Below are 25,952 nucleotides of genomic sequence, written 5' to 3'. Positions count from 1 at the left end.
TCTATACATTTACAGAACGATGTAAGAAAGCTACAACCGACGAGAGTCGGTTTTTTTATGTCTAAAATTTGGTATTTCCATAAATAAGCCATACTAGCGGACAGGCAGTCGGAGGTTCACTCTTAGAAGATACGTCCTGCGCCCACCACTTTCTATACATTTACAGAACGATGTAAGAAAGCTACAACCGACGAGAGTCGGTTTTTTTATGTCTAAAATTTGGTATTTTCATAAATAAGCCATACTAGCGGACAGGCAGTCGGAGGTTCACTCTTACAAAATACGTCCTGCGCCCACCGCTTTCTATACAATCCAATATTTATAGAAAGTATCAGCCGACGAGAGTCGGTTTTTTATGTCTGAAATAAAGTGAATTGAAAAGAGTAGTATGCTACGAATCAGACTATCAGAGGTTCACTCTTACAAGATACGTCCTGCGCCCACCACTTTTTATATCATTTAGCTGTTATGGCTTATGTTTGGTGAAGTTAAAACAGCTGATAATGCTCTATGGCTCAATAGATTTGAGCCATATTAAGATTATCAATTAAAACAATAAACTCACATTAAGGCGTATGGTACGCGGTTCAATAGGGTGGAAATGGTTATCCTCAACTCCTTCGCTTGGCTCACCTGCTAACCGAGAGGCGTAGTAGTAATCAATGTCATGATCAGTGCTGTCAAACATGTTTAATAGCTCCAAGCCAACCTTCCAATGAGTTTGTTGATAGCTAACTAAACCGTTTACGACTGTAAGAGGTTCTGAGCGCTTACTGCCATCATCGTTAAGTGTACGTTTACCAATGTGACGAACGCGAATTGAACTCTGCCATTGCTCATCTAAATGCCAGTTAATACCTGCACTTGCTACCACTGGCACGGCGCCTTCAACACGATCGTTGTTACCACTAATATCTAATCTTGAATGTGTAAATGACGCCTCTGCATCAAGGCTAACAGCTTCGTCTAACCAATAATAAGCACTTACTTCAAGACCATAGCGGTTAGATGCATCACTGGCTTCTGTATTACCTGCATCGCCGACAAATAATAATTCGGAGTCTAATTGCAGCCACCACATAGCAGCCGAGATATTAAAACGTTTTTCATCAAAGTACCGAACACCCAGTTCGCCACCTTCACTTTGTACAAGAAGATCAACCTTATCGGTTGGTGCAAAGCTAACGGGATCTTGTGTAATAGTTGCGCCGCGAGCATCATTAGAGTGGAATGATTGGCCCCAATTTGCATAACCAGCGAGGTTGTCAGTGAATACATAGCTGAGGCTTGCTTTAAAACTAACTAAGTCGTCATCGGCATCACCTGAGTTTAAGCTGTTATCGCCACTTACTTGGGCATCAAGGTAATCGTAACGAGCACCTAAAGTAGCTTCTAAGCGTTCAGTTAAGCTCAATACGCTTTGCCAATAGGCTGAGTAGCTTGTTTCACTTATATCATCTTCTCTCACTGTCGATAGTAGCTCTCTTGCCTGAGTATTGTATAAACCTACTTTATCAATATTGTCATTGCGAAGGTCTACGCCCACAGTGTGAGCAACAGGTATTTGGCTAATCTTTTGGGCAAATTGGTAACTAATTGCAGCGCCTGAAATGGTACGGCTATCACGTTGTCTAAACTGATCACCGTTGATTGGGTCATTTAAAAAGTACGAGAAGTTTGAATATAAGCTCAGGTCGTAATCAATCACATAAGCGTTAGCTGAGAGGTTTTGCCCTTGCCAGTTGGCCGATAAGCTATAGCGACTAGAGCTGCCGCCGAGAGTTTTATCGAGTGAACCAAGCTGTGAAATAATGCCTTGATCAACAGCACGCTGCGGAATTTGATCTGCTGAGTTCCATTGATTATCGTAAGCCATGGCCGTGATTGATAAGTCGCCATTTGCCAGGCTACCAGCATAACGCAGAAGTGCATTTTTCTTATTTACATCTTCATCTATATCTTGCCAAGGGCCGTCATAACCTTGCCATTCTACCGCACCTATCAACTTTCCTTGCCCAGCGTTGGTGTGGCCCAGTGCCACGCCCCTGAGGTAATTGTCTTCACCAAGGGTAAAATCAAGTTGCTGGTGTTTAGGGTTATCGGCTAAATTAAAATACGCACTACCAGCTGCAGAAAAATCGCCTTGGGATGCATCGTAACTGCCTTTTTTATAGCTTACTGTTGCAATTGTTTCTGGAATAATAAAGTTTAAATCAGTGTAACCTTGGCCATGCCCGTGACTGCGCATGTTAATCGGCATGCCATCAATATTAGTAGCAAAGTCAGTACCGTGATCAAGGTTAAAACCGCGAATAAAATATTGATTCGCCTTACCAGAGCCGCTGTGCTGGGTAACAGCCATGCCGGGAATAAGTTCCAGCATTTCAGTGCTGCGCAGCATAGGGCGGTCTTCAATTTCACCTTGACCAATAATGCCACTTGATGCGCTTATTGACTCACCAATTAAGCCTGTACGATGACCATAAACAGTTATTTTTTCAATATTTGCCAACGCTTGCTCGTGACAAAAAATGCAGCTAGTTAATAAAAGCAGTTTTTTCATTTTATCAGTCCTTATGTAATTATAATCAAGTAACGATTGGCCAAGCCATTTGGATGCAATAAAATTTAATAAACTCAAGTTTGAATTAACTTTTTGTACCTGTGGGTAGAAAACTTAAACCCTAAGCAGCTCTTTAAACTGGGCTGTGTTATTTTAAACACCTTGTTTAAAAGGAACTTGCTGTATGTTTCAAGTTAAATTTTTTATCGTACTTTTTACTCTAAATGTCGTGATTACGCTTACCGCTCAGGCTAATGATGGCAAAAATGCTATTTCAGTAGGTGCGCAGCAGTTTGCTTTGTACTTACCGCAATTAAAAGATAAACGTGTTGGGTTGGTGGTTAATCAAACTTCTGTGGTGGGGCGCACACATTTAGTAGATAGTTTATTAGCTAAAAATGTAAGCATAACTAAAATTTTTGCACCTGAGCATGGCTTTCGCGGTGATTATGACGCCGGAGCGCATGTTAAAAATACCGTTGACAGTAAAACAGGTATCCCATTAATTTCTATTTACGGTAAAAACAAAAAGCCAAGCGCAGCCCAATTGAGCGGCCTAGATGTAATTATTTTTGATATTCAAGATGTTGGTGTACGGTTTTATACGTATATCAGCTCTATGCATTACATGATGGAGGCAGCAGCTGAGCATGGCATAGAGTTTATTGTGCTTGACCGCCCTAACCCAAATATCAGCCATATTGATGGGCCAATTTTAAAACCACAGTTTAAATCCTTTGTGGGTATGCACCCAATTCCTATCTTACACGGTATGACGGTCGGTGAGCTTGCTAAAATGATAAAAGGCGAGAAGTGGATCAGTAATGCTGCTGATCTAAAATTAAGTATCGTTCCCGTCGCTAATTATACGCGCACCAGCCGATATAGTTTACCAATTAAACCGAGTCCTAATTTACCAAACGATCAGGCTATTAGGTTGTATCCTTCGTTGTGTTTTTTTGAAGCGACGCCCATTTCAATTGGCCGCGGTACCGATTTCCCGTTTCAAGTCATTGGCTTTTCGCCGCTACCATTAGGTGAATTTAATTTTACGCCTCGTGCAATTAAAGGAGCAGCAATGCACCCTAAATTTAAAGGCGTTGAGGTATCTGGATTAGATTTACGCCAAAGTGATATTAAGGGGCTAGAGTTAGGGCTTTTTATCTCGGCTTATAAGCAATTAAAAGCTAAAAATATAACTTTTTTTGAACGAGAAAGTTTTATGGATAAGCTTGCAGGCACAGATAAATTACGTTTGGCTATTGCAGCAGGGCACTCAGAGGAGCGCATTAAGCAAAGTTGGCAGCCAGAACTTAGCCGTTTTAAGTTACAGCGTGCGCCGTATTTATTATATCGATAGGCCAGTTAACTGGCCTTAATACAAGTGCTTAGGTTGTTGAGTGCTTAGCGAACTGACTGGGTGAGTGACATAAATAACATATCAATCACAAAATCTTGTGCTGTGCGGGTCAAAATAGACTGAAGCCGATCCGATTTTTCTTCTGCAGCAGTATACAAGTTTACGTTCGCTGCATTTGCAACGGGGTTACTGCCATACTTAGTTAATGATATTACATTGCAGTTGTTTTGTTTTGCATGCTTGATGACATTCACAATGTCTGGCGTGCAGCCAGATTCAGTAATCGCAATAACTAAATCTTTGCTATCAAATGTTTTTACATAAGGAAGTTGCACTGCATAATCTAATTCTGCGATCGCAGGCATGCCAAGTTGTTGCAGTTTATGTGAAAACCCTTTTGCAATGAGTGCTGAACCATCTTCACCGCAAATTAAAATACGTTTAGACCCTTTAATTAACGCAACCGCGTGTTCAAATGCCGCTATTTCATTAAGGTTTTTAGTTTCGCTGAGTACAGCATGTTGGTTGCTAATTAGTTTTTCACTTAATTGTTCAATGGTATCACTACGCGTGATTTTGCCCTGAGGTTTAGGCTCAGACGATTCGCCATTTAACGCATCAATAACAGCTAACTTAAACGCTGGGAAACCTTTGTAACCAAGCTTTTGAGAAAACTTTACAACGCTTGATTGGCTAACACCTACCGTTTTAGCTAGCTCTATTGAGGAAAGGTTCCTAATGGTATTCGCTGAAGTTAATGTGAAGTCTGCTAGTTTTGCTTCACTGCTCGAAAGAGACTGACGTAACGCTTTGATTTTAACAAAAGTGGACATACTACTCACTTATTAAGGTATTTGTCGTATTTATAGCATTAAATAGAATGATTTTGTACTTGTTTTGGGTTCAAATGTTGCCACCTGTAAATTGAAAACACAACCCGATAAATAGATTATTCCTGTTTTATCTTAGTAATAAGCAGCATCTGTTCTCAGTTATTAGCATTTTACCTGATAAATGTTATTTGAATTAATAATCTTCAATAGTTTATTGAATAAAGTATTTTATTTTTACTCATGTTTAATCAGCTGTACTTATGATTAACTCCTTTTATAGCGTTCTTGATTGTTGTGTTAAACGCTGAATTAGCTCTCGGTTATAAAAATAGAAAACCACCTAAATTGGCGTTATGCTTAACGGGCTGTGTATATATAAAGTCGCCACATAAATTGGGTGGTAATTCGTTGTTTTTATAATGAGAAAGCTATGACGTTTGTCTCTTGGTTTAAGAAAATCAGTTTATTTATCATCGTACTTTTTTTGATGAGCTGCGCTTCTTCACTCTATGAGTATTCACAATCTGAAAATTACAGCCATCGCGTTAAGTTTTTGGTAATGCATTACACAGGAACAGATTTCAACTCATCATTGACTCGGTTAACGCAAAAGGGCGAGGAAAGTGCACATTACTTATTACCCGCTCTTAATGATCCAAGTTACCCCAACGACAAACTAAAAATAATTCAGTTAGTTGATGAGCAACATAGAGCCTTGCATGCTGGCCCGAGTTTTTGGCAAGGGCGAAATGAACTCAACGATCATGCCATTGGTATTGAGATTGTGAACACGCCAACATGTCATGCCCCAGAGTTAAATACAGCCCTTCAGCAGCATAACAGTGCCTCCAAGCTATGTATTTATCCTGATTATGATGCAGAACAAATTGCCCTATTAATTGAACTTAGTAAGGCAATTTTAGAACGCAACCCTGATATAGGGCCTACACAGGTTGTTGGCCATGCTGATATTGCGCCGAGCCGAGAAAATGACCCAGGCCCTCGCTTTCCATGGTATCAACTATACCAAGCAGGTATTGGCGCTTGGTATGACAACGAGACTGTTGAAAAATATTGGCAGCACTTTAGCGTAGTTAAGCCTTCAATTGTATTGATGCAAAAAGCGTTACGGGATTATGGCTATAATGTGCAGCCAAGTAACCAATTAACCCCTCAAACGCTCGATACCTTAAACGCGTTTCAAATGCATTTTTTACCTTGGCATGTCAGTGGCGATGCAGATGCGCGCACTGCATCAGTGTTGTTTGCTTTGCTTGAGAAGTACTTTCCTGAAAAAGTAGCGCAGTTAATGCAGCAATATCACCAAGCGCAAAAGCGCAGCACTAAGCCAATTAAGCCTCTAGTGAATGCGCAGGTTATTGCCAGAGTTCCCGCTGTAAACCCAAGCAGTCGAGCATTAGTGAATGACCGAGGGACATTTAGAGCGTATCGCGGGCACGGTGAATTAATCATTGAAAATGATGACGCAATCAGCGCTGATATTTATATCAACGGTGAAAAAATCAATATTGCGGACCCGCTTACTCATCAGCAGCTTTACCAATACAGTTTAGCTAAACGCACGCGCAATGGAGTGAATACCTTTAAAGTTGAAAACGTAATGCCAGAGGGCGCGGGTTTAACGTTGCGTTTTCCTTATCCAACTTTGAGTAATAGGCATAGCACACACATTAACTTTGATGCTGTTGATGAACTAATAAATGACGAGATAAACAATGGCTTTCCTGGTGCTGTACTAGCAGTGATGCAACATGGTCAAATAATTAAGTTGAGCCAGTATGGTGATGCTAAAAAGTACCACAGTGATGGCACTTTATTAGCTAAGCCACAAAAAATGCAAGCCGATACGCTATTTGATATTGCCTCTAACTCAAAAATGTTTGCCACTAATTTTGCACTTATGCGACTGGCAAGTGAAGGCAAGTTAGATGTTGAAAAACCGCTTACTAATTACTTACCTGAATTTAGAGGAAATGGGCGAGAGCAGCGGACCGTTAAAGACTTGTTGATTCATCGAGCTGGCTTTCCTGCTGTGGTCGATTTTCATCGTAAAGATAATAAGTTAGGTGAGCAGTTTTTTTCACAAAATAGCGTGCGCACTAAAAATTTATTGCTAACGGGTGTGCCGTTTATAGCTGGTCGCAACGTGGCTCATATTTACTCAGATATTGATTACATGTTATTAGGTATACTGGTTGAGCGTTTATCGGGGCAATCATTAGATAGCTACGTTGAAAGTCATATTTATCGACCCTTGGGTTTAACGCATACCGTATTTAATCCGATGCAAAAAGGGTTTGTTAAACAGCAAATTGCTGCCACTGAACTACAAGGCAATACCCGTGGTGGCCGTATTGAGTTTGATAATATACGCACGGATGTTCTTCAAGGCCAAGTACATGATGAAAAAGCTTACTACTCCTTTGATGGTGTAGCAGGGCACGCAGGTTTGTTTAGCACAGCGAATGATTTGAGCGTGCTTGCACAGGTGTTACTAAATGGTGGCGGTTACGCTAATGAGCAGCTATTTACCGCCCAAGTGCTTGAGCAGTTTATTGCCCCTCAGCCGACCAACCAAACCTATGGGTTAGGATGGCGCCGGGCAGGTCATCAAGCGCGTAAATGGCACTTTGGTCCTTATGCAAGCCCGCAAGCTTATGGGCACACAGGGTGGACTGGTACGGTTACGGTGATAGACCCGACTTATGATTTAGCCATTATTTTACTCACCAATGCTCGTCATACGCCTGTTGAAGGCGGTGATATACACTATGAATTTGCCGGGAAAAAGTTTGAAACCGGTAAATATGGTTCCGTGATCTCACTTATCTATGAAGCGATATTAAATCATTAGTCGAATTAAGTTGAGTTTATTACACAACCGATTAAGCTACTTGAGTCTGTTACCCTTTCAAGATTGAAGTTTGTTCAATTATGAGGCGTTTAAACTCGGCGAGAGGTTGATAGCCTGATGGGCTAAGTAAAAATTGAGCGACAAAGAGCTAATCGCCCTTAGGCTGAATAACCCTTTGGGCAGCGCATGTTTGGCATTGATGCTGCGTTATCGTCTATTTATGTGGCACAACCACACTACATAAACTCTGTCTTGTTTAAAAACCAAACATGTAACTGAAAATTTAACCTCAGAGATAAACAGGTCCTAGGTTTGTTCTACCCTTCATCATATAATTGAAGGCACATAACTATAAGAGTGGGCACGACTCACTAATTATTAAGGTTAACGTTTTATGCATTGGTATTCTATTTTACCGCCGCTGATCGCGATTGCTATCGTGTTTTGGCGAAAAGAAGTGATTATGGCATTGCTTGTTGCGGTGGCATCTTCAGAGTTCTTACTCGCTTTGCAAGGCGATGGGAATAGCGTATTTACGACATTTTTAAATACCATTGAGCGTATTATTTCAGTGGCAAGCTCGCCGGGTAACACCCGTATACTCATATTCAGTATTTTAATCGGGGCGTTACTTGCCTATATTCGCGAATCAGGTGGTGTTGCTGCCACAGTAAACATGTTGATGAATAAAGGCATCGCTAAAAACAAACGCCAAGTGGGCTTTTTAACCATGTTTACCGGTGTGGCGGTGTTTATCGAATCAAACTTAAGCGTACTTACCTCGGGTATTGTGTCACGTGGGTTGTTTGATAAATTTAAAATGAGCCGCGCGCGTTTGGCTTATATAATTGATAGTACTAGTGCGCCTGTATGTATTTTGATATTGCTTAATGGTTGGGGCGCATTTGTGCTTGGCTTATTAGGCAACTACGAACTGGGTGAGTCAGCCGTATCTGTGCTGTGGGGCAGTGTTGGGTTTAACTTTTATGCCATCATTACCTTGGTTATCGTATTTTATACCATTGCGTTTGACAAAGTTCACGGCCCAATGAAACAGGCTGAGGAAAAGCTAGAATTACAAAAAAACGAGCTTAAAGAAGACGTTAAAGGCTCTAAAGCGCGCTTTATGTTGGTGCCTTTGTTAACGCTGATTGTTAGCATGGTAGGCTTTATGTTGTATACGGGTAATGGAGTACTGGCAGAAGGCAGCGGCTCTAAATCGGTATTGTATGCCACGGTACTGGCTATTGTTGTAGCTTATTGCTTAATGATTAGCTCACGCCAATTTACCCACCACCAATTAGTCGATACCGGCTTTAAAGGCATGGGTGAACTGCTACCATTGGTGAGTATTGTTTTGCTGTCGTTAACACTAGGTGCAAGCCTAAAAGAGCTTGGTACAGGTGTTTTTGTGGCATCACTGGTTGGTGATTACTTGCCGATCTACTTAATTGTACCTGTGCTGTTTTTAACGGGAGCTGTGATGTCGTTTACCACAGGCACATCATGGGGCACGTTTGCGATTTTGATTCCTATCGGTGTACCGCTTATTCAAGCGCTTGGTTTACCGCCATCGCTAGTGGTGGGCGCTATTTTAGGTGGCGGCATTTTTGGTGATCATTGCTCGCCGATATCAGACACCAGTGCAGTATCAGCGCTGGCATCAGGGTGCGATTTACTGACGCACGTTAAAACACAAATGCCATACGCTTTGTTTGCAGGTGGCTTGACCTTTGTTGCTTACTTGGTGACGAGCATTATTATGCTGTAATGAGAGCGCTGTATTAACCGATAAAAGCCTGCATTGATGCAGGCTTTTTTGTAGTGTTCGACCAGCTAAGTGGTTAAATAGCCGTTTATTGATGGCTTGCTCCTTGTTAATAAATCAATAATTTTTTATCGCAAACAGTGAGCCTTAATCGGATTGTGAGTGTATAACCGTATTAAATCTAACTAGCTCAAGGAAATAAGAATGAAAAAAACAAAACTAATGTTGCCTCTGGCTTTACTTGTAAGCGCAGCAATGCCATTAAGTGCACTTGCTGATGGTCATGGCAAACACCATGTCGATAATAAACACCGCAGTGACGCAAACCAGCAGCGTGATGAATTTCGCAAACCATATCAAACACTCGCATTTTTTGGTGTTAAATCATCAGACAAAGTCATTGAAATCATGCCTGGTGGTGGGTGGTACACGGAAATTTTAGCGCCAATGCTAAAAGAAAAAGGCGAGTTAGTCGCTGCGCATTACCCTATGAGTACACCTTCAGAATACCGCAAGCGTTCACGCGTGAAGTTTGAAGAAAAGCTCGCTGATAATAAAGGCGTGTATGGCAACGTGACGATGGCAGATTTTGACCCTAAAGCAGCGGTTGATGCCAAAGCGATGAATGCAGACGTTGTGTTAACGTTCAGAGGGCTACACGGCCTGCAAAACGGTAATGATTTAGCGGCTTCATTTAGCCAGTTCAATCAAATGCTTAAAAAAGGCGGTACCTTGGGCGTGGTGCAACATCAGGCGCCAGAAGGGGTTGACGCTGTTGCAACGGCTAAAAAAGGGTATTTACCTAAATCACACGTGGTTGCTGTTGCAAAAGCGGCTGGTTTTGATTTAGACGCCGAAGCGTACTTTCACAATAATAGCTTAGACCGCATTATTGTAGATGGCGTTGAGCGTGGCGTATGGGCACTACCACCGTCATTAAATGTTGAATCAGACACAGATAAAGAAAAGTTTAAAAAAGTGGGTGAATCCAACCGCATGACGCTGCTATTTAAAAAGCGTTAATACATAAAGTAATTAAGAAAGCCGGGGCTTAAAACTAAGCCCCGGCTTTTTTGTTTATATCAGCAAAGTGATACGGGTGGTTAAATTAGCCTTTTGGCACAATTTTGAATATACCCATGCCATCAATGCCTAGGTATAAATCACCATTCGGGTGGGTTGAAATACTTCTTACTCGGCCAGCCCCTTCAAATAGTTTACTGTGGCCTGTTATTTTACTGCCATCGAGTTCAAGCAGCACTAAGTGAGCAAACTTCATCGAGCCAATAACGATGCTGCCTTGCCATTGTGGGTATTTATCACTGCTAACAAATTGCATACCCGATGGCGCAATAGACGGCACCCAAATCCAATCAGGCTGTTGCATGCCTTCGCGTGATGTTTCATCGGTAATGGTGCTGCCGTTGTAATTAATGCCGTAGGTTATTTCAGGCCAGCCATAGTTTGCACCCGGTTTAATAATATTCACTTCATCGCCCCCACGCGGGCCATGCTCATGAGTCCATATAGCACCTGTTTCTGGGTGCATCGCCATGCCTTGTGGGTTACGGTGGCCGTATGAATAAATACTTTGGCGTGCATCTTTTTTATTATAAAACGGGTTTGATGTTGGAATAGAACCATCTGCATTGATACGGTGAATTTTACCCGCGTCATGGGCTAGGTTTTGCGGGTGTACATCGCGGTTACCGCGATCGCCGATTGAAAAATAAAGATACCCGTCTTTATCAAACTCGATACGCGAACCATAATGATAGGTTGTTTTGGTGTTTGGGCCGCCATCGAACAATAATTGCTGATCTATGAGCGCCATGTCTTTTAATCGAGCACGCATAATCGAGGTGTTATAGCCTTCCTCATCGCCTTCATAGCCTGAGTAAGATAAGTAAATCCAGCCATTGTCTTTAAAATTTGGGTCAAGCTCTATATCCAGTAAACCACCTTGTCGCTCAGCATGTACTTTTGGCACACCACTAATAGGCTGTTCTACCAGTTTACCGTTGCGGATCAATCTTAGCTCACCGGCACGGTCTGTCACTAACAGGTCTTGTTCGTTAAGCCACACCATACCCCATGGAATTTGAACTCCCTTGGCAACTAATTCAAGTTCATACTTATCTGCGCTTTTAGCAACAGGAATCGGTTGCTCAGGCTGCGCGCTGACAAACATAGAACCCAGCCCCAGCAGGCTCAAAACCACACTAGTGCACAAAGACTTTTTCATATTAACTCCATCAATTAAATCGGCTGATACTACAATAGCGTGATACGCATCAAATTGTCACTAGGATTCAACAAAGTGCGATTAGCTGTATAAAAAATGAGATAGGTGGAGGTCTTGGTTACTCCTTATGCTGTGTCTTGTACTAGGGGTGTAATGACGTTAGAAATAGAATATATTAACTGTTTTTACAAGCGTATAGGGACTTACCGTGTCAGCTCAGGACAACTGTCAAAATAATGTACTAGAAAAAATAACAAAACAAAATGCATTGGCAGCCGCACTCGGCGCTGTCTTTTGGTGTATACCAATTTTAGTGTTATGGATGTTTGTTTATGAGTTAAAACCAGCAGCAGCGACTGTTATGTTATGGCTCAGTGGCGCGTTAATAGGTTTGGCTGTTCGGTTTCATGGCCGTGGCTATGAACGATTATTCTCTGTAATCGGTTTTGTGTCTCACGCGTGTATTGTTTTAATTGCCTGGGTTGTGCAAATAGTGATTGGTGGCAATGTGCTGTCAGTTATTTTGATTGGCGTTTATGTACTCGGCGCTTGGAGCGCGGCCTACCTTTCACGTATCAACATCTCAATGCATGACTACAAAGCATTTGATGCGTTTTTTGCGTGCCCCGATTACCTACAACAAAAAAAGTTAAAAAACAGGTGGTTTGTTGTTCTACCTTTGGTGCTGGTACTGACTTTTGTTGTTGGCTACCTTGTTGCCATTGCGATGCTGATTTTTCAAGAAGTTCAGTACATAGAACATGAAAATAACCAGCAAGCACAGCATGCAGCCGAATTTCGTGATAAACACATTGATACCAGTGATCAAGCGCTTGCTGCAATAAATGAGCATAAAGCACTTACTTATGCTTTTGCTTACTATTCAGGTAGGCAGTTTGATGTTCACGGGCGCTACTTAGGTAAATACCCGCAAGATAGTTACCAAGCACAGTTAATACTGCGTTATTTAGCAGAGCAAAAAAGTAACCCTCGCGCTCAATTTATACTAGGCAAAATACTCGATAGTAAAAAAGGCGCCGCACTGATCAAGCAAGCAGAAGAGGGCGGCGATAGCTTTGCAAGACTTTACAGCATTTACGAATTTGGCTGCTATTTCGATGCTAAAAAAGGTAGGCAGTTACTCAGCAGCTTTGCCAAAAATATTGAAGAGCAATCAATAAAAATTGATATCTATGGCATGCTCAGTGATGACTTTAACGACCACTGCCAAGTGTTAGACGACACCGAATTTGATTATCGTTATATAAAAGATTATCAGCTAAAGTAATAGGTTGCCCTTTAGGGCGAAAAGTGAATTTCACCACAGGGCACAGAGGTTAAACAGTGTTTGCAGGGCAAGGCTTTAGTAATAACGTTTTAACATCAATTTTAAGTGAGCCAACGTAGGCGCTAAGCTTGCTGGCGCGGGTGTTTTGTAGGTTGGGCTTTAGCCCAAAAATTGCAACACCTTGGCTGGTGGCTTTTGCCGTTAACTCTTGTCGGGATAAATCCGCGACCTACATTAGAAACCTTATTCAAGGTTTTGTCGCGCTGGCGACGGCAGCCAAAGAGGGGCTGCCGTTGACCCCTCTCTGGACTCTCCCAGCGCCACCCGAGCATCATGCTAATCCTTCAAAATATAATTGATGTGAACGTAAACGGCGAAAATATGACAACTTTCACATCCATGTACGCTCCCCAGTTCGATCACCCATGGTCGCTCGTTCAAAGCTGCGCTTTTCATCCATGGCGAAGTCACGGCTTAACGCGCATTCATGCGCGATATTACTCATCAATTACTTATTTTCAGGGCGTGATGACGGAGGAGGGTGTTCAATGTGAGATTGTACTTTCTCTTGGCAAGTTACAAGATCTAATAATCACATGGAAAGCCCCTAGATTTTTTTAAATACAATTGTGGTTGGCCAAAAAATAAATAGTATTTCTAATAAAGTTTTTTGTGGTAATAAAAAAACATACTAAACTAACTTAAAATAAAAAATGTTTTCGGTAAAGGTTTGAACATAATAAAGCTCAAAACTGTTTAAAAAGGAAAAGAAAATGAAAATAATAAGTATTGTTTTATTATTTACTTGTTTGGCAGTAAATGCATCATCAAAGCTATATGTCAAAGAAAGTTTTAGTATGGATAATTATGTAGAAGTTAGAGGTGATGTATTAATATTAAGTGCAGTACAAAAGACTTATTATGATGAAGTTAGTCCACCTAAAACGAAGGTGTATATGGTTGATGTCTTTCCTGTTTACTGGGAAAGTAAGAAAAGAGGAAAATATATTGCTTGCAAAGATGTATATGAGTTAACAGATTGCAAAGCAATAGATATAACTTTCAACAATCCATACAATCTAACACTAAATAAGAAGTCTAATTATAAGCTTACAGAGGATAGAGCTGCCCTAGACTTTAAGGAATATAATTTAAAGCAGTATCGATCAGCAGATGACCCAAAAGATATCTTGAAAAAATATGAACTTATAAGAAGTAAGTTAATTAAATAAATTACGTTCCATAGTACCAAAATTACATCAAACAAATGGCAGTAACACAGAACCTGTCCCTGGCTCGGAATAAACCTGAAGATACTTGTGATCTTCTTACAAAGACTTGGAAAATTTTATTCAGACTTTTCTCTGTGTAGCGTGAAGCGCCTCTGTGCCCTCTGTGGTAAAATCACCCCCTACAAACCTTAACCCCACCCCCTGCATGTTTAAGCGCTATGATCTGCCCTTGGCTGTTGTGTGCCATGGCGAGCATGTCACCCGTGGTGATGCCGCTTTCAATGGCGTGTTTGGTATTTAGGTCATTCAATAATGAGTTTTTTATTTGAATGAGTACTTCGTTGTGGCAGCTGGCGATAAACCAGTCGTCATCTACGTTGACCAACTTTCCGTATTCTATGTAGCGCTGTTGGTGCAGGCGCAGGTCGGCGGCGAGCTTGTCGTCGAGCCTTTGTTTTTGTGTTGTTATTTCACTTAAATAGCTGCCAGTGCTGTCGACTTGGTGAACTTCTATAAAATGATAGTTACTTTGCTGCACGGTATAGGTGTTAAGTGCCGCTTGCTGCTCGGTGGTTTTATCTATTGTGGTAAAAACGGTGAAACCGAGCACGACCAGCGCGCAGGCAAGGCCGGTCATTTGTAGCGGGAGTAAAAAACGGGTGGGCTTTTTGGTTACTGCATTATCTGAGCGTTGCGTTAATGTGGCGCGTTGCTCTGCGCTGAGCGTATGGCGTTTTTTGCGCTCGCTAAAGTGCTTATCAAGTTGTTGTTCAAATTGCTCGTTATGCTTGGTCATTGTCAGCTCCTAGTATGATTTTTAAGTTTTGTTTTGCATAACGTAGCCGTGTTTTTACGGTTTCATGATTGCTTTGCGTAATATGTTGTATGTCGTCAAGCGAAAAGCCTTCTTGTTGTAGGCTGAGGGCTTCGCGTTGGACAAAGCTTAATTGCATTAAAGCCGCATTAAACTTGTCGTAATCAAAAGATTGCTCTGTGCTTTTTGCTGCAATCACGGTGCTGTCTTCAAGCTCTACAAAGCGCTGTTGCTTGCGGTATTCATCAATTAATGCATTGCGGGCTAAACGAAATAGCCACGCTTTTGGGTTTGCCTGAGGTTGATAGTGATGGCGTTTTTCCATCACTTTTAACCACGTTTGCTGGCTTATATCAAAGGCGAGTTGCTCATTACTTTGCGTCACTAAATAATGATATAAGTCGTTACCAAACAGGGTGACGAGCTTGGTTAAGTGGCGGGTGTCGCCACTTTTTGCGTAGTCAGCTAAGTGATCGCTACTTGGCTGACTAATAAACCATGATTTTAAACTTGTAAGCATAGGCACCATCAATTTGTATTCGCGCTACTGGGTTTGGTCTAATTTAAAATCAAGCTGCACGCTTTGGCCTGTTTGCACCTGTGCTATGCCATCAATCACTTTAGGGCGATATTTCCACCGTTTGATTGCTCTTAATGCTTCTTGGTTGAAGATGCGTTTTGGCTCTGCATCAATCACCTGCGCATCAATTACTTCCCCTGTTGGAGATACATTAAAGCTTAATTGTACCCAACCTTCAATGCCTTCACGTGCCGCAATGGTGGGGTACTTAGGGTTTATACGCACAATGGGCGTGGCATCGCCCGTTGGGCGCGTTAGGTTTGTATTAAAGTCATTGCCTATTTTGTCAATGCTAATGTCAGGCGTAATCGCGGTGGTGACGATGTTCGTATCTGTGCTTGGCGGTGTACGCGGTGGCACTTTGGGTGGCGTTTGCATTTTTGGCGGCGGTGGCAATGTTTGCTTTTGTTGCACTTTAGTGTCTTCTGGTACTTTGAATATTTCAACAACGACAGTGTCGCCGTTAAAGTTTGTTGCCCGTTGCTCACCGGTTATTAAGTACTGCATAAAGGCAAAGGCGGCAAAGGTCATGGCTGCACCACCTACAATTGCGGTAGTGGTCTTTAAGGCGTTATTTGTTTGGGGGAAATCTACTGTTTGCATAAGCAAATCCTCGGTCATTAATGATGTATTTATCACTAAAACGTGCGGTAAATTAAAAAGGGGTGAAATATATTTTAAAATGTTTCGTTTTTGTGTGCGGGCTTTGGTTACAATGGCATCTAGTAGTTTTGTTTTTAAATTTATTGGGCAGTTATGAAACTAATTCAAATTGATAAAGCGCGTTATCGTAAGCATTTAAACCGCGTTATTATCGGCTGTGGCGTGGCGTTAGCTGCGGGCAGTTTAGCTATTTCGCAAACCTTAATTTTACTGTTTCCGGATGAGAGCGGCAGTCACTTTCATTGGAACTTGTTGGGTGTGGTGGTAACCAGTTTAGCCATTGCCTATTTACTCAATAAATACCGCACCCATGACTACATGACCGAAGTGGTATATGTGTGGGAGCTGAAACAAGCGCTTAATAAAATAACCCGTAAAATGCCAAAGCTTAAAGCCGCAGGGCGTGAAGGAAATGCGGATGCATTGCTGGCTATTCACTATAGTTATGCGGGGTCACGTTTATTGTGGCAGCTCGATGACAACACCCTTACGATGGATGAACTAGCCATTAAACAAGCAGAACTTGATAGCGTGGCTGAAAAATTTAACTTAACGTTAAACGCGGATGATTATGATGATGCTATTTTGAAGGCATTTTAATAATGTGAATAGGTAAACCATTACACAATAAAAAGCTCGGCAATTGCCGAGCTTTTTGTATTTACCCTTGGGTAATTAACTTTGTAGTTCACCCGTTGATGATTCAATGTGAGCTCTTACAAACCACTGAAACTGTTCTAGTTCAGCAAGCTGTGCAATGATCATATCTTCAGATACAGGGTCTAGTTCAGCAAGTTTATCAACTGCTTTACGGTGATCAGCGTTAACCCCGTTATATACTTTATCTAGGGCGACTAGGTGATCTTTCACCAGCCCTTTACCAATTGAATAATCTTCCCAAGAGCGGCGGTCAACAATTGATTTAGGAGTACCTACTGGTACGCCGCCTAATGTTGCGATTCGCTCAGCAATGGTGTCGGTCATTTCGCGAATAGTTTCAACTTGTGGGTCCAGCATTTCGTGAACACCAATAAAGTTGGGACCAACCACATTCCAATGAATGTGCTTTAAAGTAAGTTGTAAATCAATTAGCGCTACCATGCGATTGTCGAGTTGAGATATTGCTTGCTCTGCAGATTCGCTTGTCATACCGGGTGCTGTAAATTCTGCTACTTTTGAAGTGTTACTCATCACTACTCCTCGTTTTAGATAATTATCAAACCTGATTTACGGCTTGTATTTTGTGTTGTATAAAAAGGAGCAAGCACTATGCCGAATTGTTTTTATTGTTTAAGTGCCTGTTATTTAGGTTTTTTTGGTTTCTTTTTAGAGGGGCGAATAAAATCGTGCCCGACATCATATGAAAATTATGCACGACGAGTGTAAATTATTCAGTGTTTAAATTGGGGACTTGAATCTTTATATGAATTGTTTTTAGAAGTTGGTGAGGTCATGTATTGTCACTTAATACATAACTCTAAAAAGTATTAACTATACTTCTACTTTGTTTCGTCCGCTTTCTTTTGCAACGTATAAGCGGTCGTCTGCTTTTTGAATTAATAGCTCTAGGGAGTCATCGCTAAGTGAACTTGCTGACACACCAAAGCTGGCACTGATGGTGATGTGTTTATCTTTGACTGATAGCGGGGTTTCATTAATTTTCATACGAATTTTTTCGGCTAAAGTCACAGCGCCATTAGCATTTGTTTCAGGCAGCAAAATTACGAACTCTTCACCGCCAAACCTTGCTAACACGTCCGAGCTTCTAATATTTTCTTTTGTGATACGCGCAACATGCTGAATAGCAACATCGCCCGCAGCATGACCATAGTTATCGTTAACAGCTTTGAACTTATCAATATCAATCATGATGATACTGGATGGTTTTTTATTGCGTTTACTACTATGCAGTAGTTTTTCACCAATCATAAAAAAGGCACGTCTATTATAAATACCCGAAAGGTAATCATGGGTTGCTTCCCACTGCAATCTGCGCGCAAATGAGCTAATTTTTGAAACCATGGGCCTAAACACAAACACGGCTTCGATTAATATAGTAAAAATGGTGATTACCAGCACCACCTGTTGAGCTGAACGCAGGTTATCTACTTCATCTAGGCTTTCTTTTTCGTAAAGGCTAACTACATCATTAAGTGCAGTTAATAACGGCTCTTTTGCCATCTGTTTGAATTCTAAATTTTCAGAACTAAAAACGTCTATATTGCGAGGTGGCGACGCAAGGGGATCTGATATTAGGCTTACAAAGCGTGCAAGTTGAGTATCTACATTGTTATCTTTGTTGAAGTAGAGGTTGAGCATGTCGTTTGAAAGCGGTGAGGGCTGATTATTTGATAATGCTTTATAGTGCTCAGATAGTAATGCTTGATGATTTGAGATCATTTTATCTATGGCTTGCTGCGCTGTGCGTTTAGCATCGCTGGAGCCTGTTTCTAAATAGTCGAGTGTGAACAAGGTTGCACGCTGAGTTAGCATACGCTGTTGACCACTGACATTAATAATTTTGCCAGTTTGTAGTTGTTGCTCAATTACTGAGTTTAATAACATGTGAGCAGCAATAGCGAGTAGAGCAATAATAGACAAAGAGATAACGTAAATTCTAGTCATCATTCTTCGAGGATTATGAATAGTGTCGCTCGTTTGTTCGTTGTTCAATGTGGCTATGCCTTAAAACGTACTAAGTAAAATAAGCATGATGGTTGTGCTCAGCCATAATGTTGTTTTTCCGATCACTTTAAATATAGCGCAAGTATTTAAATTTGCACAATAAAGTAATCTGTTAGCCGCTAAGGCATCCCCAGCTTACATTAAACAATTATGATAATAGCGCAGCGGCTAAACGAACAAAATCAGACGATGTAAGAATGCCGACCAAGTTGTTATCTTTATCAACCACCGGCATGCAACCATGGCGATTTTCAACAAAAAAATTAGCCACTTCATGCAAAGGTTGCTCAGGTTCAATGCTGGTAAAATCTGTTGCCATGATGTCGAGCACCTTAGTTTGTTTTTCTTTTCTTTCAAGGGCTGTAGAGCTGTAGTTCGCCATAATTCCCATTACTTGAGCAATTAAAATCTTTTGTGTCAGCATGCCTACTAGCGCACCATTTTCATTGATTACAGGGATGTGGCGGATGTTTTTTTCTTTCATTAAATTGTGCGCGTCATGCAAAGTGTTATCCGCTTTAATAGCAAGTGGGGCTGGGGTCATTAAATCAGCGACAAGGTGAATCATTGTTAAGTCCTTCCTAAAATTAATATTAAGTAAGTCTAGCTTGAATATGGTTAATTACACCTTTGTGAGATCAATGTTTGGTCAAAAAAGCGAGGTTTTTATCACTGCCACGAACCCAGCCAATATCAGTGTAAACATTTATATTGAAATGAATTCTTTTAAAAGGCGGTCTATAAAGTTGGGTTTAATTATGACTAATAAAGGTTACTTGAGATGACAAAAACGATACGCAGTAGCAAGCCTGCAATTAGTGTTTTTCGTGTATGTGCGTTGGCAGCATCAATGGGGGTTTTTGCAACGGCTACATTATATTTTGCTGGTGCTTTTAATGGCGATAAAGTCACTGCAAAAGCATTTGTTGATTTACAGCAGGGCAGTACAGTACATGCCGGGTTTCGTAGGGCGCACGCTAAGGGGTTATGTGTTTCGGGCAACTTTGAATCAACGGGGTTGTTGTCAGCGTATTCAACCGCAAGAGTATTCAAACAAGGTAGCACTCCTTTTATAGGACGTTTTTCTATTGCAGGTAATAACCCAACTGCACCCGATTTAAAAGCACCTGTTCGCAGTTTAGCGTTTGTGGTCAATACAGCCACCGAAGATGAATGGCGGGTTGCAATGAATACTCCACCCGTAATGGCGGTAGCGACGCCTGATGCGTTTTACAAACAGCTGCAAGCACTTTCGCCCGACCCTGCTACAGGAAAGCGTGATCCGAAAAAAATTAGTGCCTTTTTTAAAGCTCACCCTGAGAGTAAAGCATTTAATCAGTGGAAAGCGGGTTATACGCCAGCTAACAGCTTTGCTACTGAACGGTACAACAGCATTAATGCATTTTATTTGCATAATGCACAAGGGGAAAAGCAAGCAGTGCGTTGGCAGGCTGTGCCCAGTATTAATGATCAAGAGGTCGCTGTACTTGATAAGCAATCTCCTGATGCCTTACAACAGCAACTTATTTCTCAGATAGAAAAGCAACCTGTTAGGTTTGATTTAATGTTTACGCTGGCTGATAGCAGTGATGATGAAAATAATCCAACTATTCCATGGCCGTCATCGCGCGAAGTGATTAACGCGGGCTCTTTAGTTATTACAGATTGGCGTTTTCAAAATGAAGGGGCGTGCGGCGCACAAAACTTTGATCCACTCGTTTTACCTAACGGGATGAGTGCAACCGCAGATCCTATTTTACGGGCTAGAGGCGCAGCATACGCACAATCATACCGTCGAAGAGCCACAGAGACATTACTTAACAAGAATAAAACTGGTCAAGAAGGAGCGGGTGATGCAAGCAACTAAACACTATTCAGCAACAAGCAGACTATTACACTGGACGATGGCAATACTGCTGATATCAATGCTTTTTCTGGGTTTATCAATGGTGCAAAGTTTAGCCGTGTGGCAAGTTGAAGCGGTCGCTTTACATAAATCGTTTGGTGTTGTCGCGCTTATATTGGTGGTTATCAGGCTTATCAATACCTGGCGCAGTGTGTCGCCCGCGCTTCCTAGTGATCTTAGCCCATTACAGCGTATTGCGGCCTCAGCAACGCATGTAGGGCTTTATATTGCAATGTTATTAATGCCGCTATCGGGTTGGTTGATGCAAAATGCGGATGGCCGGGTTGTGAATGTATTTGGATTATTTAGCTTACCAAATTTGATTGCAGTTGATATTCGTTATTTTGCGTTTTTTCGTGAAGTGCATGCGTTGGTAGCATGGGTATTTTTAATGCTGATATTTATGCATATAAGCGCCGCGCTTTATCATGGATTAATAAAAAACGATGGTGTTTTTTCATCTATGTTTAAAGGTAAGTAACGCGTTACAGCAAAAGAATCTAAACGTAAGGTGAGCTCGATTTTTGCGAAGCTCACTTCACACTTTATTCTGGTATAAGATTGCCTCAATATTGAGTACATCTCGAATCTGAAAACTCATCAGTTCCTCGCTAAGTATGACAATTATATGAAATTAATTGTTGAAGCTACTTTTATTACTTTTTTAATTTATGATGTTGCTAAGTTTTATCATTAATAATAAATCGAGCAAATATGATTAACAGAAGGCAGTTTTTATTTAGTGCAGGAACACTCGCGTTTGTTGGCCTATCGCGTAGTGCGTTTAGTAAAGTACCATTAAGCGATTTAGGGAGTAACTTACCTGCGTACGGGCCTTTAATTGCAGATAATAACAAGTTATTAGATTTACCTGCAGGCTTTAGTTACAAGGTTATTTCGCAGCTTGGTGATAAAATGTCTGATGGCTTTACGGTACCAGATAAAGCCGATGGTATGGGGTGTATTGCGCTTGATGACGAACGCGTTGCGCTAGTTCGCAATCATGAACTTAAGCCAACCGATTTAGTAAAAGCTGAATCAAGCCTACAAACTCATAAAACCCCGCTAGCGTATGATGTTGATACTCAGGGCGTTGCGCTACCTGGTGGCACCAGTCATATTGTTTATAACCTTAAAACGGGCACTAAAGAACAAGAATATTTGTCGCTCGTTGGTACTATTCGCAATTGCTCTGGCGGTATTACTCCTTGGGGAACATGGCTTACTTGTGAAGAAACAACGGCAACTAAAGCCGATGGCTTGGGGCAAGATCATGGATATATTTTTGAAATTCCGGCTAATGCGCAAGGTTTAGTAAAACCTGAACCGTTAACAGCCATGGGTCGCTTTAACCATGAAGCTGCAGCAGTAGACCCTAAAACAGGCATCGTTTATTTAACAGAAGATAAAGGCGATAGTGTGTTTTACCGCTTTATTCCCAATGAAGTCGGTAAACTTGCTAAAGGCGGCAAGCTGCAAGCTATGGTGATTAAAGCTAAGCCGCAATTTGATACTCGTAATTGGCGTACACCGGATATGCCACTTCATAAAGAATTTGCCGTAGAGTGGGTTGATTTAGATGATCCTAAAAGCCCGAAAGATGATTTACGAATACGTGGTTATCAACAAGGTGCAGCATTGTTTGCCCGAGGAGAGGGTATTCACTGGGGTGATAATGAGCTGTATTTTTGTTGCACCAATGGTGGTAAAAAGCAACTAGGGCAAGTGATAAAATACGTGCCATCTGCTTTTGAAGGCACAGATAAAGAAACGCAAAATCCAGGGAGTGTGTCGTTATTTGTTGAAAGTACAGATGGCTCACTGTTTAATTTTGGCGATAACCTAACTGTTGCGCCAAATGGCCATTTAATTGTATGTGAAGATCAATACACTGATATTGTTGATAACCACTTACGCGGCGTTACCCCTAAAGGCGAAGTGTATAACTTTGCAAAGCTACAAACCCAAACAGAGCTGGCTGGCGCGTGCTTTTCACCCGATGGCAGCACTTTATTTGTAAATGTTTATAAACCGACCAAAACACTTGCTATCACCGGCCCTTGGCATAGTTTTAAGCGCTAATAATGAGATAAAGTGAAGGTACTCACCTTCACTTTATTACATAAATATATACACCGCAGGAAGGGCGATACCGCTGAGTATCCACAGGGATTTTATACCCCAAGGGCTGTGTTTCCCTTTAATCATAAAAAGACCACTTAACGCTAAAAAAATTAGTAAAGCAGCAAAGGCATCTGAAAATATAACCCAAGATGCTTTTGTCTCGTTCAGATGCAAGCGGTTAAATGCCTGAAATACATGGCGAGGGGTTATTTTTTCATACACTATTTGCTGATCTTTTAAGTTTAATAGTAGGTTATTGCCATTTTTAAAGAACAGCTTAAATTGACTTGGTGATGCCCAATATGAGGCCTTAACTTTTTCATCTATTTTGCTTATTGCAAGTAATTGATTAGTGAGCTTAGTATCGTCATCAAGTGACCATTTTTCGGCAGATGCAGATATTACAGCTTGCTCAACACGGTAATTCGGGTTCCAGTCATCTTTGTGATTAACCGCTATACCCGATACTGAAAAAATAATTACTAAACCAATGCAAAAATACCCGATATCACGATGCAAACTACGGTTTAATTTATACCAGTTAATCTTTCTTGTGGTTTTACTCAAAAATCTCTACACCTGAAGGCACAAGTTGATAAATTGCCATTGGTTCTGTCACTGTGTTTTCGTCAAATTCATTCCCAGCTTGTTGGGCTCTGTGTGCTAGCAAGGCTTTAGTGCGGGTTAAGTTGAGTTGGATTTTATTTAGCTTTCCTGTTGCCATTGCTTTACTGCCTTTGGCAGTCATAGGGAATACCATATCACCGTCATTAACCTTGATTTTCAAATTTTGAAAACGCTTGTCAGAGGCAATTGTCATCCAGCACCCTCGTTTAGCACATACTCCGACAACAGTCCCTTCAATGGTTATTTGTTGATCTAAAAAGGTATCAGGCGCGGCCATTATAGTCGAAATTTTTAATAGGCTTGCACTATCAACAGGTTTGCCAAATTGTTCAGCTTTGGCAGTTGATAGCCCTATTGTTGCAATGATTAAAATTAAGAGTTTGCAAAAATTCATCCTCGATCCTTTATGTTCAGTGAAATTTAGTCAAATCATTTGAAAGATACGGATTAATAATCCTTTTTCAATATAATCATAAGTAATTAGGTATTGCAATTTCAAAGGGCAAACCCTAGAGTCTTCATGTACCCGTATGGGGTTTTAATGAGATTTGTAGAGGGAAGTTATGCGCCATTATCCATTGTATAAAATCGACGACGTGTGTTTACGCCGGCTAGGTGGTGGGATTCTTAAAACGTATAACCTCACAAGTATACTCAATCTAGATACTGAAAAAGCAATCGATAAAGAGTGTCAGGATTTACTCGCATTAAATGACGATTGCACAAGTGATGATTTTAGTGAATTACGCCAGCGGCGAAATATCAGTGATGATGTGCCTGACGACGACTTATTTGCTCAAGTAATTGAAGATAATAATGGTAACTTATTCGTAGCCAGTGTTTGTCGTAATGATGATGACGAAACCATGTTTGAAATCTTTAGCGAACATTCATTCACTGAATCAGCTTTAAAAAAACTTGTCGCTTACATTCGTAAGGTGTTTTGTTGGTGCAAACCTGAGCACATTTGTGTTTGGCCTGCGCCTGCGTCACTACAAGCACATCAATTACTGTCATTACCAGGTGCTCGCGCCGTTGACTCTTTATTAGGCTGTCAAACGCCATTACTTGATGTGAGTGCTGCTTTAAAAGCGGATATCTCTATGCAGCCTTTTGAGTTTGACACATATTGGCCTTGGTATGAGAAGGAGTACAACCAGTTTCTAACTGAAAACCCAGCAATGGCAAATATAGTGCCGATCAGTGATAAAGAAGAATTGAATGAGTCTATTGAATCTGGCTTATGCTGCATGGCATTTTATAAAGGTCAGCCTTTAGGGATGGTTATGGGCGAGGTAAGTGAAGAGTTGGGTTTTAATGGTTTATTGGTGAGTGATATTTTTATTGCTAAACAATTTAGAGGCCAAGGTTTAGCCTCACCGATGCAGCGATTATATTATCAAGAGCATGTTCAGGATTTTGAGCTTTTCTTTGGTTATATTGATGCGAGTAATATGCCCTCATATAAGAATGGACTCAAACAAGGGCGCAAGTTACTGCGCCAAGAGCTTTACCTCCCGGCGCAATTGTTTTTATAAGCCGTTATTCATATCCACGTGATTTTTTAGTTTTAATAATCGCAATGTAGCCATGCCAGCTGGCGTAACTAAGCAGTGGCATGAGCACAATAAATCCCGTGCCGCCAGTTACAAAACCTAAAGCAACAAACACAAATATACAGACCGCCCACACAATCATTGCTGCAAAGTTATGTTTTACCGCGTTCATTGATGACATAACAGCGGTCATAATATCAACGCGTCGTTCCATCATAATTTGTGGCGTAAAGGCTGAAATAGCAAATACAGTTACCAGTAGGATGCCACCTATAATGCTACCCAGTGTCAAAAATGCAGACAACTCTTCAAAAGTGGGATTGGCATGACTTGGGTATAGCGCATGAACTAACGCGGCTAGGCGCATCCAAATAATCATAATAACCATTAAAAGGATGGCAAATCCCCATTCACCAACCGGGTTTCTGAACATCGATTTTAACGAATGCATTAATGTGGGCTTATGCCCTTTTTCAAGTTCCCACGCCACATCGTACAAACCCACAGCAAACGCAGGGCCAATTAATGCAAATGCAACAGTGGCAGGTAAAATAACGAGATGAGTACCTGCATACAGTGCGCTGTAAATAATTGCTAGTGGAATAATTGTAAAAATTAATCCGTAGATAAGACTAAGCAAGGGAGCGCGAATCATATCTTTTACCGCTAGCGCAAGCCAGTGAAAGGCTGCAAATGTATCGACTTTATTGCACTCTAAACAACGTGCAAACTCTGCGTTTTTATCAATTGTATTCGTTGACGGCATAAATGAGTCTCCTATTGGGGCTACTCTTTAGGTTTAGAACACTCGGGTATTATTTACAAATTTTTAA

At 41.1% G+C, this 25,952-nt stretch carries 23 protein-coding genes; 11 read left to right on the top strand and 12 right to left on the bottom strand.

The window, feature by feature from the left end; translation table 11 throughout:
* Window positions 1-547: 547 nt before the first annotated feature.
* Entirely contained in the window at window positions 548-2,563 is a 2,016-nt protein-coding gene (locus ACHUE3_RS17275; protein ID WP_394193580.1) for a TonB-dependent receptor, read from the bottom strand.
* Between the two features lie 184 nt (window positions 2,564-2,747).
* On the opposite strand from ACHUE3_RS17275, the gene ACHUE3_RS17270 reads away from it, so the two are divergent.
* Window positions 2,748-3,923 (top strand): exo-beta-N-acetylmuramidase NamZ family protein, encoded by a 1,176-nt coding sequence (locus ACHUE3_RS17270; RefSeq protein WP_394193579.1) that lies wholly within the window; start codon window positions 2,748-2,750, stop codon window positions 3,921-3,923.
* A gap of 44 nt (window positions 3,924-3,967) precedes the next feature.
* Here ACHUE3_RS17270 and ACHUE3_RS17265 read toward each other — a convergent pair whose 3' ends face one another.
* Window positions 3,968-4,756, bottom strand: a complete 789-nt coding sequence (locus ACHUE3_RS17265; RefSeq protein ID WP_394193578.1) for a MurR/RpiR family transcriptional regulator — start codon at window positions 4,754-4,756, stop codon at window positions 3,968-3,970.
* A gap of 430 nt (window positions 4,757-5,186) precedes the next feature.
* Here ACHUE3_RS17265 and pbp4b point away from each other — a divergent pair, with 430 nt between their 5' ends.
* The 3 genes from pbp4b (at window position 5,187) to ACHUE3_RS17250 (ending at window position 10,422) form a co-directional block, all read left to right on the top strand.
* Window positions 5,187-7,631 (top strand): penicillin binding protein PBP4B, encoded by a 2,445-nt coding sequence (gene pbp4b / locus ACHUE3_RS17260; protein WP_394193577.1) that lies wholly within the window; start codon window positions 5,187-5,189, stop codon window positions 7,629-7,631.
* Window positions 7,632-8,025: 394 nt separating this feature from the next.
* The gene (locus ACHUE3_RS17255; protein ID WP_394193576.1) at window positions 8,026-9,402 is read left to right on the top strand and encodes a Na+/H+ antiporter NhaC family protein; all 1,377 of its coding nucleotides are present in this window, start codon (window positions 8,026-8,028) and stop codon (window positions 9,400-9,402) included.
* 201 nt (window positions 9,403-9,603) lie between these two features.
* Complete coding sequence (locus tag ACHUE3_RS17250; protein WP_394193575.1) at window positions 9,604-10,422, top strand: class I SAM-dependent methyltransferase; 819 nt, start codon at window positions 9,604-9,606, stop codon at window positions 10,420-10,422.
* Between the two features lie 85 nt (window positions 10,423-10,507).
* On the opposite strand, the gene ACHUE3_RS17245 is transcribed toward ACHUE3_RS17250, so the two are convergent.
* Complete coding sequence (locus ACHUE3_RS17245) at window positions 10,508-11,644, bottom strand: PQQ-dependent sugar dehydrogenase (RefSeq protein ID WP_394193574.1); 1,137 nt, start codon at window positions 11,642-11,644, stop codon at window positions 10,508-10,510.
* 208 nt (window positions 11,645-11,852) lie between these two features.
* On the opposite strand from ACHUE3_RS17245, the gene ACHUE3_RS17240 reads away from it, so the two are divergent.
* Both ACHUE3_RS17240 and ACHUE3_RS17235 read left to right on the top strand, forming a co-directional pair.
* Window positions 11,853-12,932, top strand: coding sequence for a hypothetical protein (locus ACHUE3_RS17240; RefSeq protein ID WP_394193573.1), 1,080 nt, complete (start codon window positions 11,853-11,855; stop codon window positions 12,930-12,932).
* A gap of 773 nt (window positions 12,933-13,705) precedes the next feature.
* Window positions 13,706-14,164 (top strand): hypothetical protein, encoded by a 459-nt coding sequence (locus ACHUE3_RS17235; RefSeq protein WP_394193572.1) that lies wholly within the window; start codon window positions 13,706-13,708, stop codon window positions 14,162-14,164.
* 172 nt (window positions 14,165-14,336) lie between these two features.
* Here the strand turns inward: ACHUE3_RS17235 and ACHUE3_RS17230 are convergent, their stop codons facing one another.
* From ACHUE3_RS17230 to ACHUE3_RS17220, 3 genes are read right to left on the bottom strand one after another with little or no spacing between them, the layout of a single operon-like run.
* Window positions 14,337-14,960, bottom strand: coding sequence for a hypothetical protein (locus ACHUE3_RS17230; protein ID WP_394193571.1), 624 nt, complete (start codon window positions 14,958-14,960; stop codon window positions 14,337-14,339).
* Window positions 14,947-15,498, bottom strand: coding sequence for an RNA polymerase sigma factor (locus ACHUE3_RS17225; RefSeq protein WP_394193570.1), 552 nt, complete (start codon window positions 15,496-15,498; stop codon window positions 14,947-14,949). The genes ACHUE3_RS17230 and ACHUE3_RS17225 overlap by 14 nt, the downstream gene beginning before the upstream one ends.
* A gap of 24 nt (window positions 15,499-15,522) precedes the next feature.
* Window positions 15,523-16,161, bottom strand: coding sequence for an energy transducer TonB (locus tag ACHUE3_RS17220; RefSeq protein ID WP_394193569.1), 639 nt, complete (start codon window positions 16,159-16,161; stop codon window positions 15,523-15,525).
* Window positions 16,162-16,314: 153 nt separating this feature from the next.
* Between ACHUE3_RS17220 and ACHUE3_RS17215 the strand changes: the two genes are divergently transcribed.
* Window positions 16,315-16,821 (top strand): DUF3087 domain-containing protein, encoded by a 507-nt coding sequence (locus ACHUE3_RS17215; RefSeq protein ID WP_058560100.1) that lies wholly within the window; start codon window positions 16,315-16,317, stop codon window positions 16,819-16,821.
* Between the two features lie 75 nt (window positions 16,822-16,896).
* Here the strand turns inward: ACHUE3_RS17215 and dps are convergent, their stop codons facing one another.
* The 3 genes from dps to ACHUE3_RS17200 all read right to left on the bottom strand — a co-directional run bounded on the left by dps (window position 16,897) and on the right by ACHUE3_RS17200 (window position 19,474).
* Window positions 16,897-17,412 (bottom strand): DNA starvation/stationary phase protection protein Dps, encoded by a 516-nt coding sequence (dps, locus tag ACHUE3_RS17210; RefSeq protein WP_099296544.1) that lies wholly within the window; start codon window positions 17,410-17,412, stop codon window positions 16,897-16,899.
* 300 nt (window positions 17,413-17,712) lie between these two features.
* Window positions 17,713-18,894, bottom strand: a complete 1,182-nt coding sequence (locus ACHUE3_RS17205) for a diguanylate cyclase (RefSeq protein ID WP_394193568.1) — start codon at window positions 18,892-18,894, stop codon at window positions 17,713-17,715.
* Between the two features lie 160 nt (window positions 18,895-19,054).
* A complete protein-coding gene (locus tag ACHUE3_RS17200) occupies window positions 19,055-19,474 on the bottom strand; it encodes a CBS domain-containing protein (protein WP_394193567.1) in 420 nt (139 codons plus the stop codon).
* 213 nt (window positions 19,475-19,687) lie between these two features.
* Between ACHUE3_RS17200 and ACHUE3_RS17195 the strand changes: the two genes are divergently transcribed.
* The 3 genes from ACHUE3_RS17195 (at window position 19,688) to ACHUE3_RS17185 (ending at window position 22,894) form a co-directional block, all read left to right on the top strand.
* On the top strand, window positions 19,688-20,773 hold the full coding sequence (locus ACHUE3_RS17195; RefSeq protein WP_394193566.1) for a catalase family peroxidase: 1,086 nt from the start codon (window positions 19,688-19,690) through the stop codon (window positions 20,771-20,773).
* Window positions 20,760-21,293 carry a cytochrome b gene (locus ACHUE3_RS17190; RefSeq protein WP_394193565.1) on the top strand — a complete coding sequence of 178 codons (534 nt, stop codon included), beginning with the start codon at window positions 20,760-20,762 and terminating at the stop codon, window positions 21,291-21,293. The genes ACHUE3_RS17195 and ACHUE3_RS17190 overlap by 14 nt, the downstream gene beginning before the upstream one ends.
* Window positions 21,294-21,526: 233 nt before the next feature.
* Entirely contained in the window at window positions 21,527-22,894 is a 1,368-nt protein-coding gene (locus ACHUE3_RS17185; protein ID WP_394193564.1) for an alkaline phosphatase PhoX, read from the top strand.
* Between the two features lie 36 nt (window positions 22,895-22,930).
* Here the strand turns inward: ACHUE3_RS17185 and ACHUE3_RS17180 are convergent, their stop codons facing one another.
* Window positions 22,931-23,503, bottom strand: coding sequence for a PepSY-associated TM helix domain-containing protein (locus tag ACHUE3_RS17180; RefSeq protein WP_394193563.1), 573 nt, complete (start codon window positions 23,501-23,503; stop codon window positions 22,931-22,933).
* Entirely contained in the window at window positions 23,496-23,957 is a 462-nt protein-coding gene (locus tag ACHUE3_RS17175; RefSeq protein ID WP_394193562.1) for a DUF4920 domain-containing protein, read from the bottom strand. The genes ACHUE3_RS17180 and ACHUE3_RS17175 overlap by 8 nt, the downstream gene beginning before the upstream one ends.
* A gap of 169 nt (window positions 23,958-24,126) precedes the next feature.
* Between ACHUE3_RS17175 and ACHUE3_RS17170 the strand changes: the two genes are divergently transcribed.
* Window positions 24,127-25,101: a GNAT family N-acetyltransferase gene (locus tag ACHUE3_RS17170; RefSeq protein ID WP_394193561.1), complete on the top strand. Its 975-nt coding sequence runs from the start codon at window positions 24,127-24,129 to the stop codon at window positions 25,099-25,101.
* A gap of 4 nt (window positions 25,102-25,105) precedes the next feature.
* Here ACHUE3_RS17170 and ACHUE3_RS17165 read toward each other — a convergent pair whose 3' ends face one another.
* Window positions 25,106-25,885: a DUF2189 domain-containing protein gene (locus ACHUE3_RS17165; RefSeq protein ID WP_394193560.1), complete on the bottom strand. Its 780-nt coding sequence runs from the start codon at window positions 25,883-25,885 to the stop codon at window positions 25,106-25,108.
* Between the last annotated feature and the right edge of the window lie 67 nt (window positions 25,886-25,952).

Source organism: Pseudoalteromonas atlantica, from assembly GCF_043641955.1.
Lineage (GTDB): Bacteria > Pseudomonadota > Gammaproteobacteria > Enterobacterales > Alteromonadaceae > Pseudoalteromonas > Pseudoalteromonas atlantica_A.
This window is presented reverse-complemented; position numbering and strand designations above follow the sequence as displayed.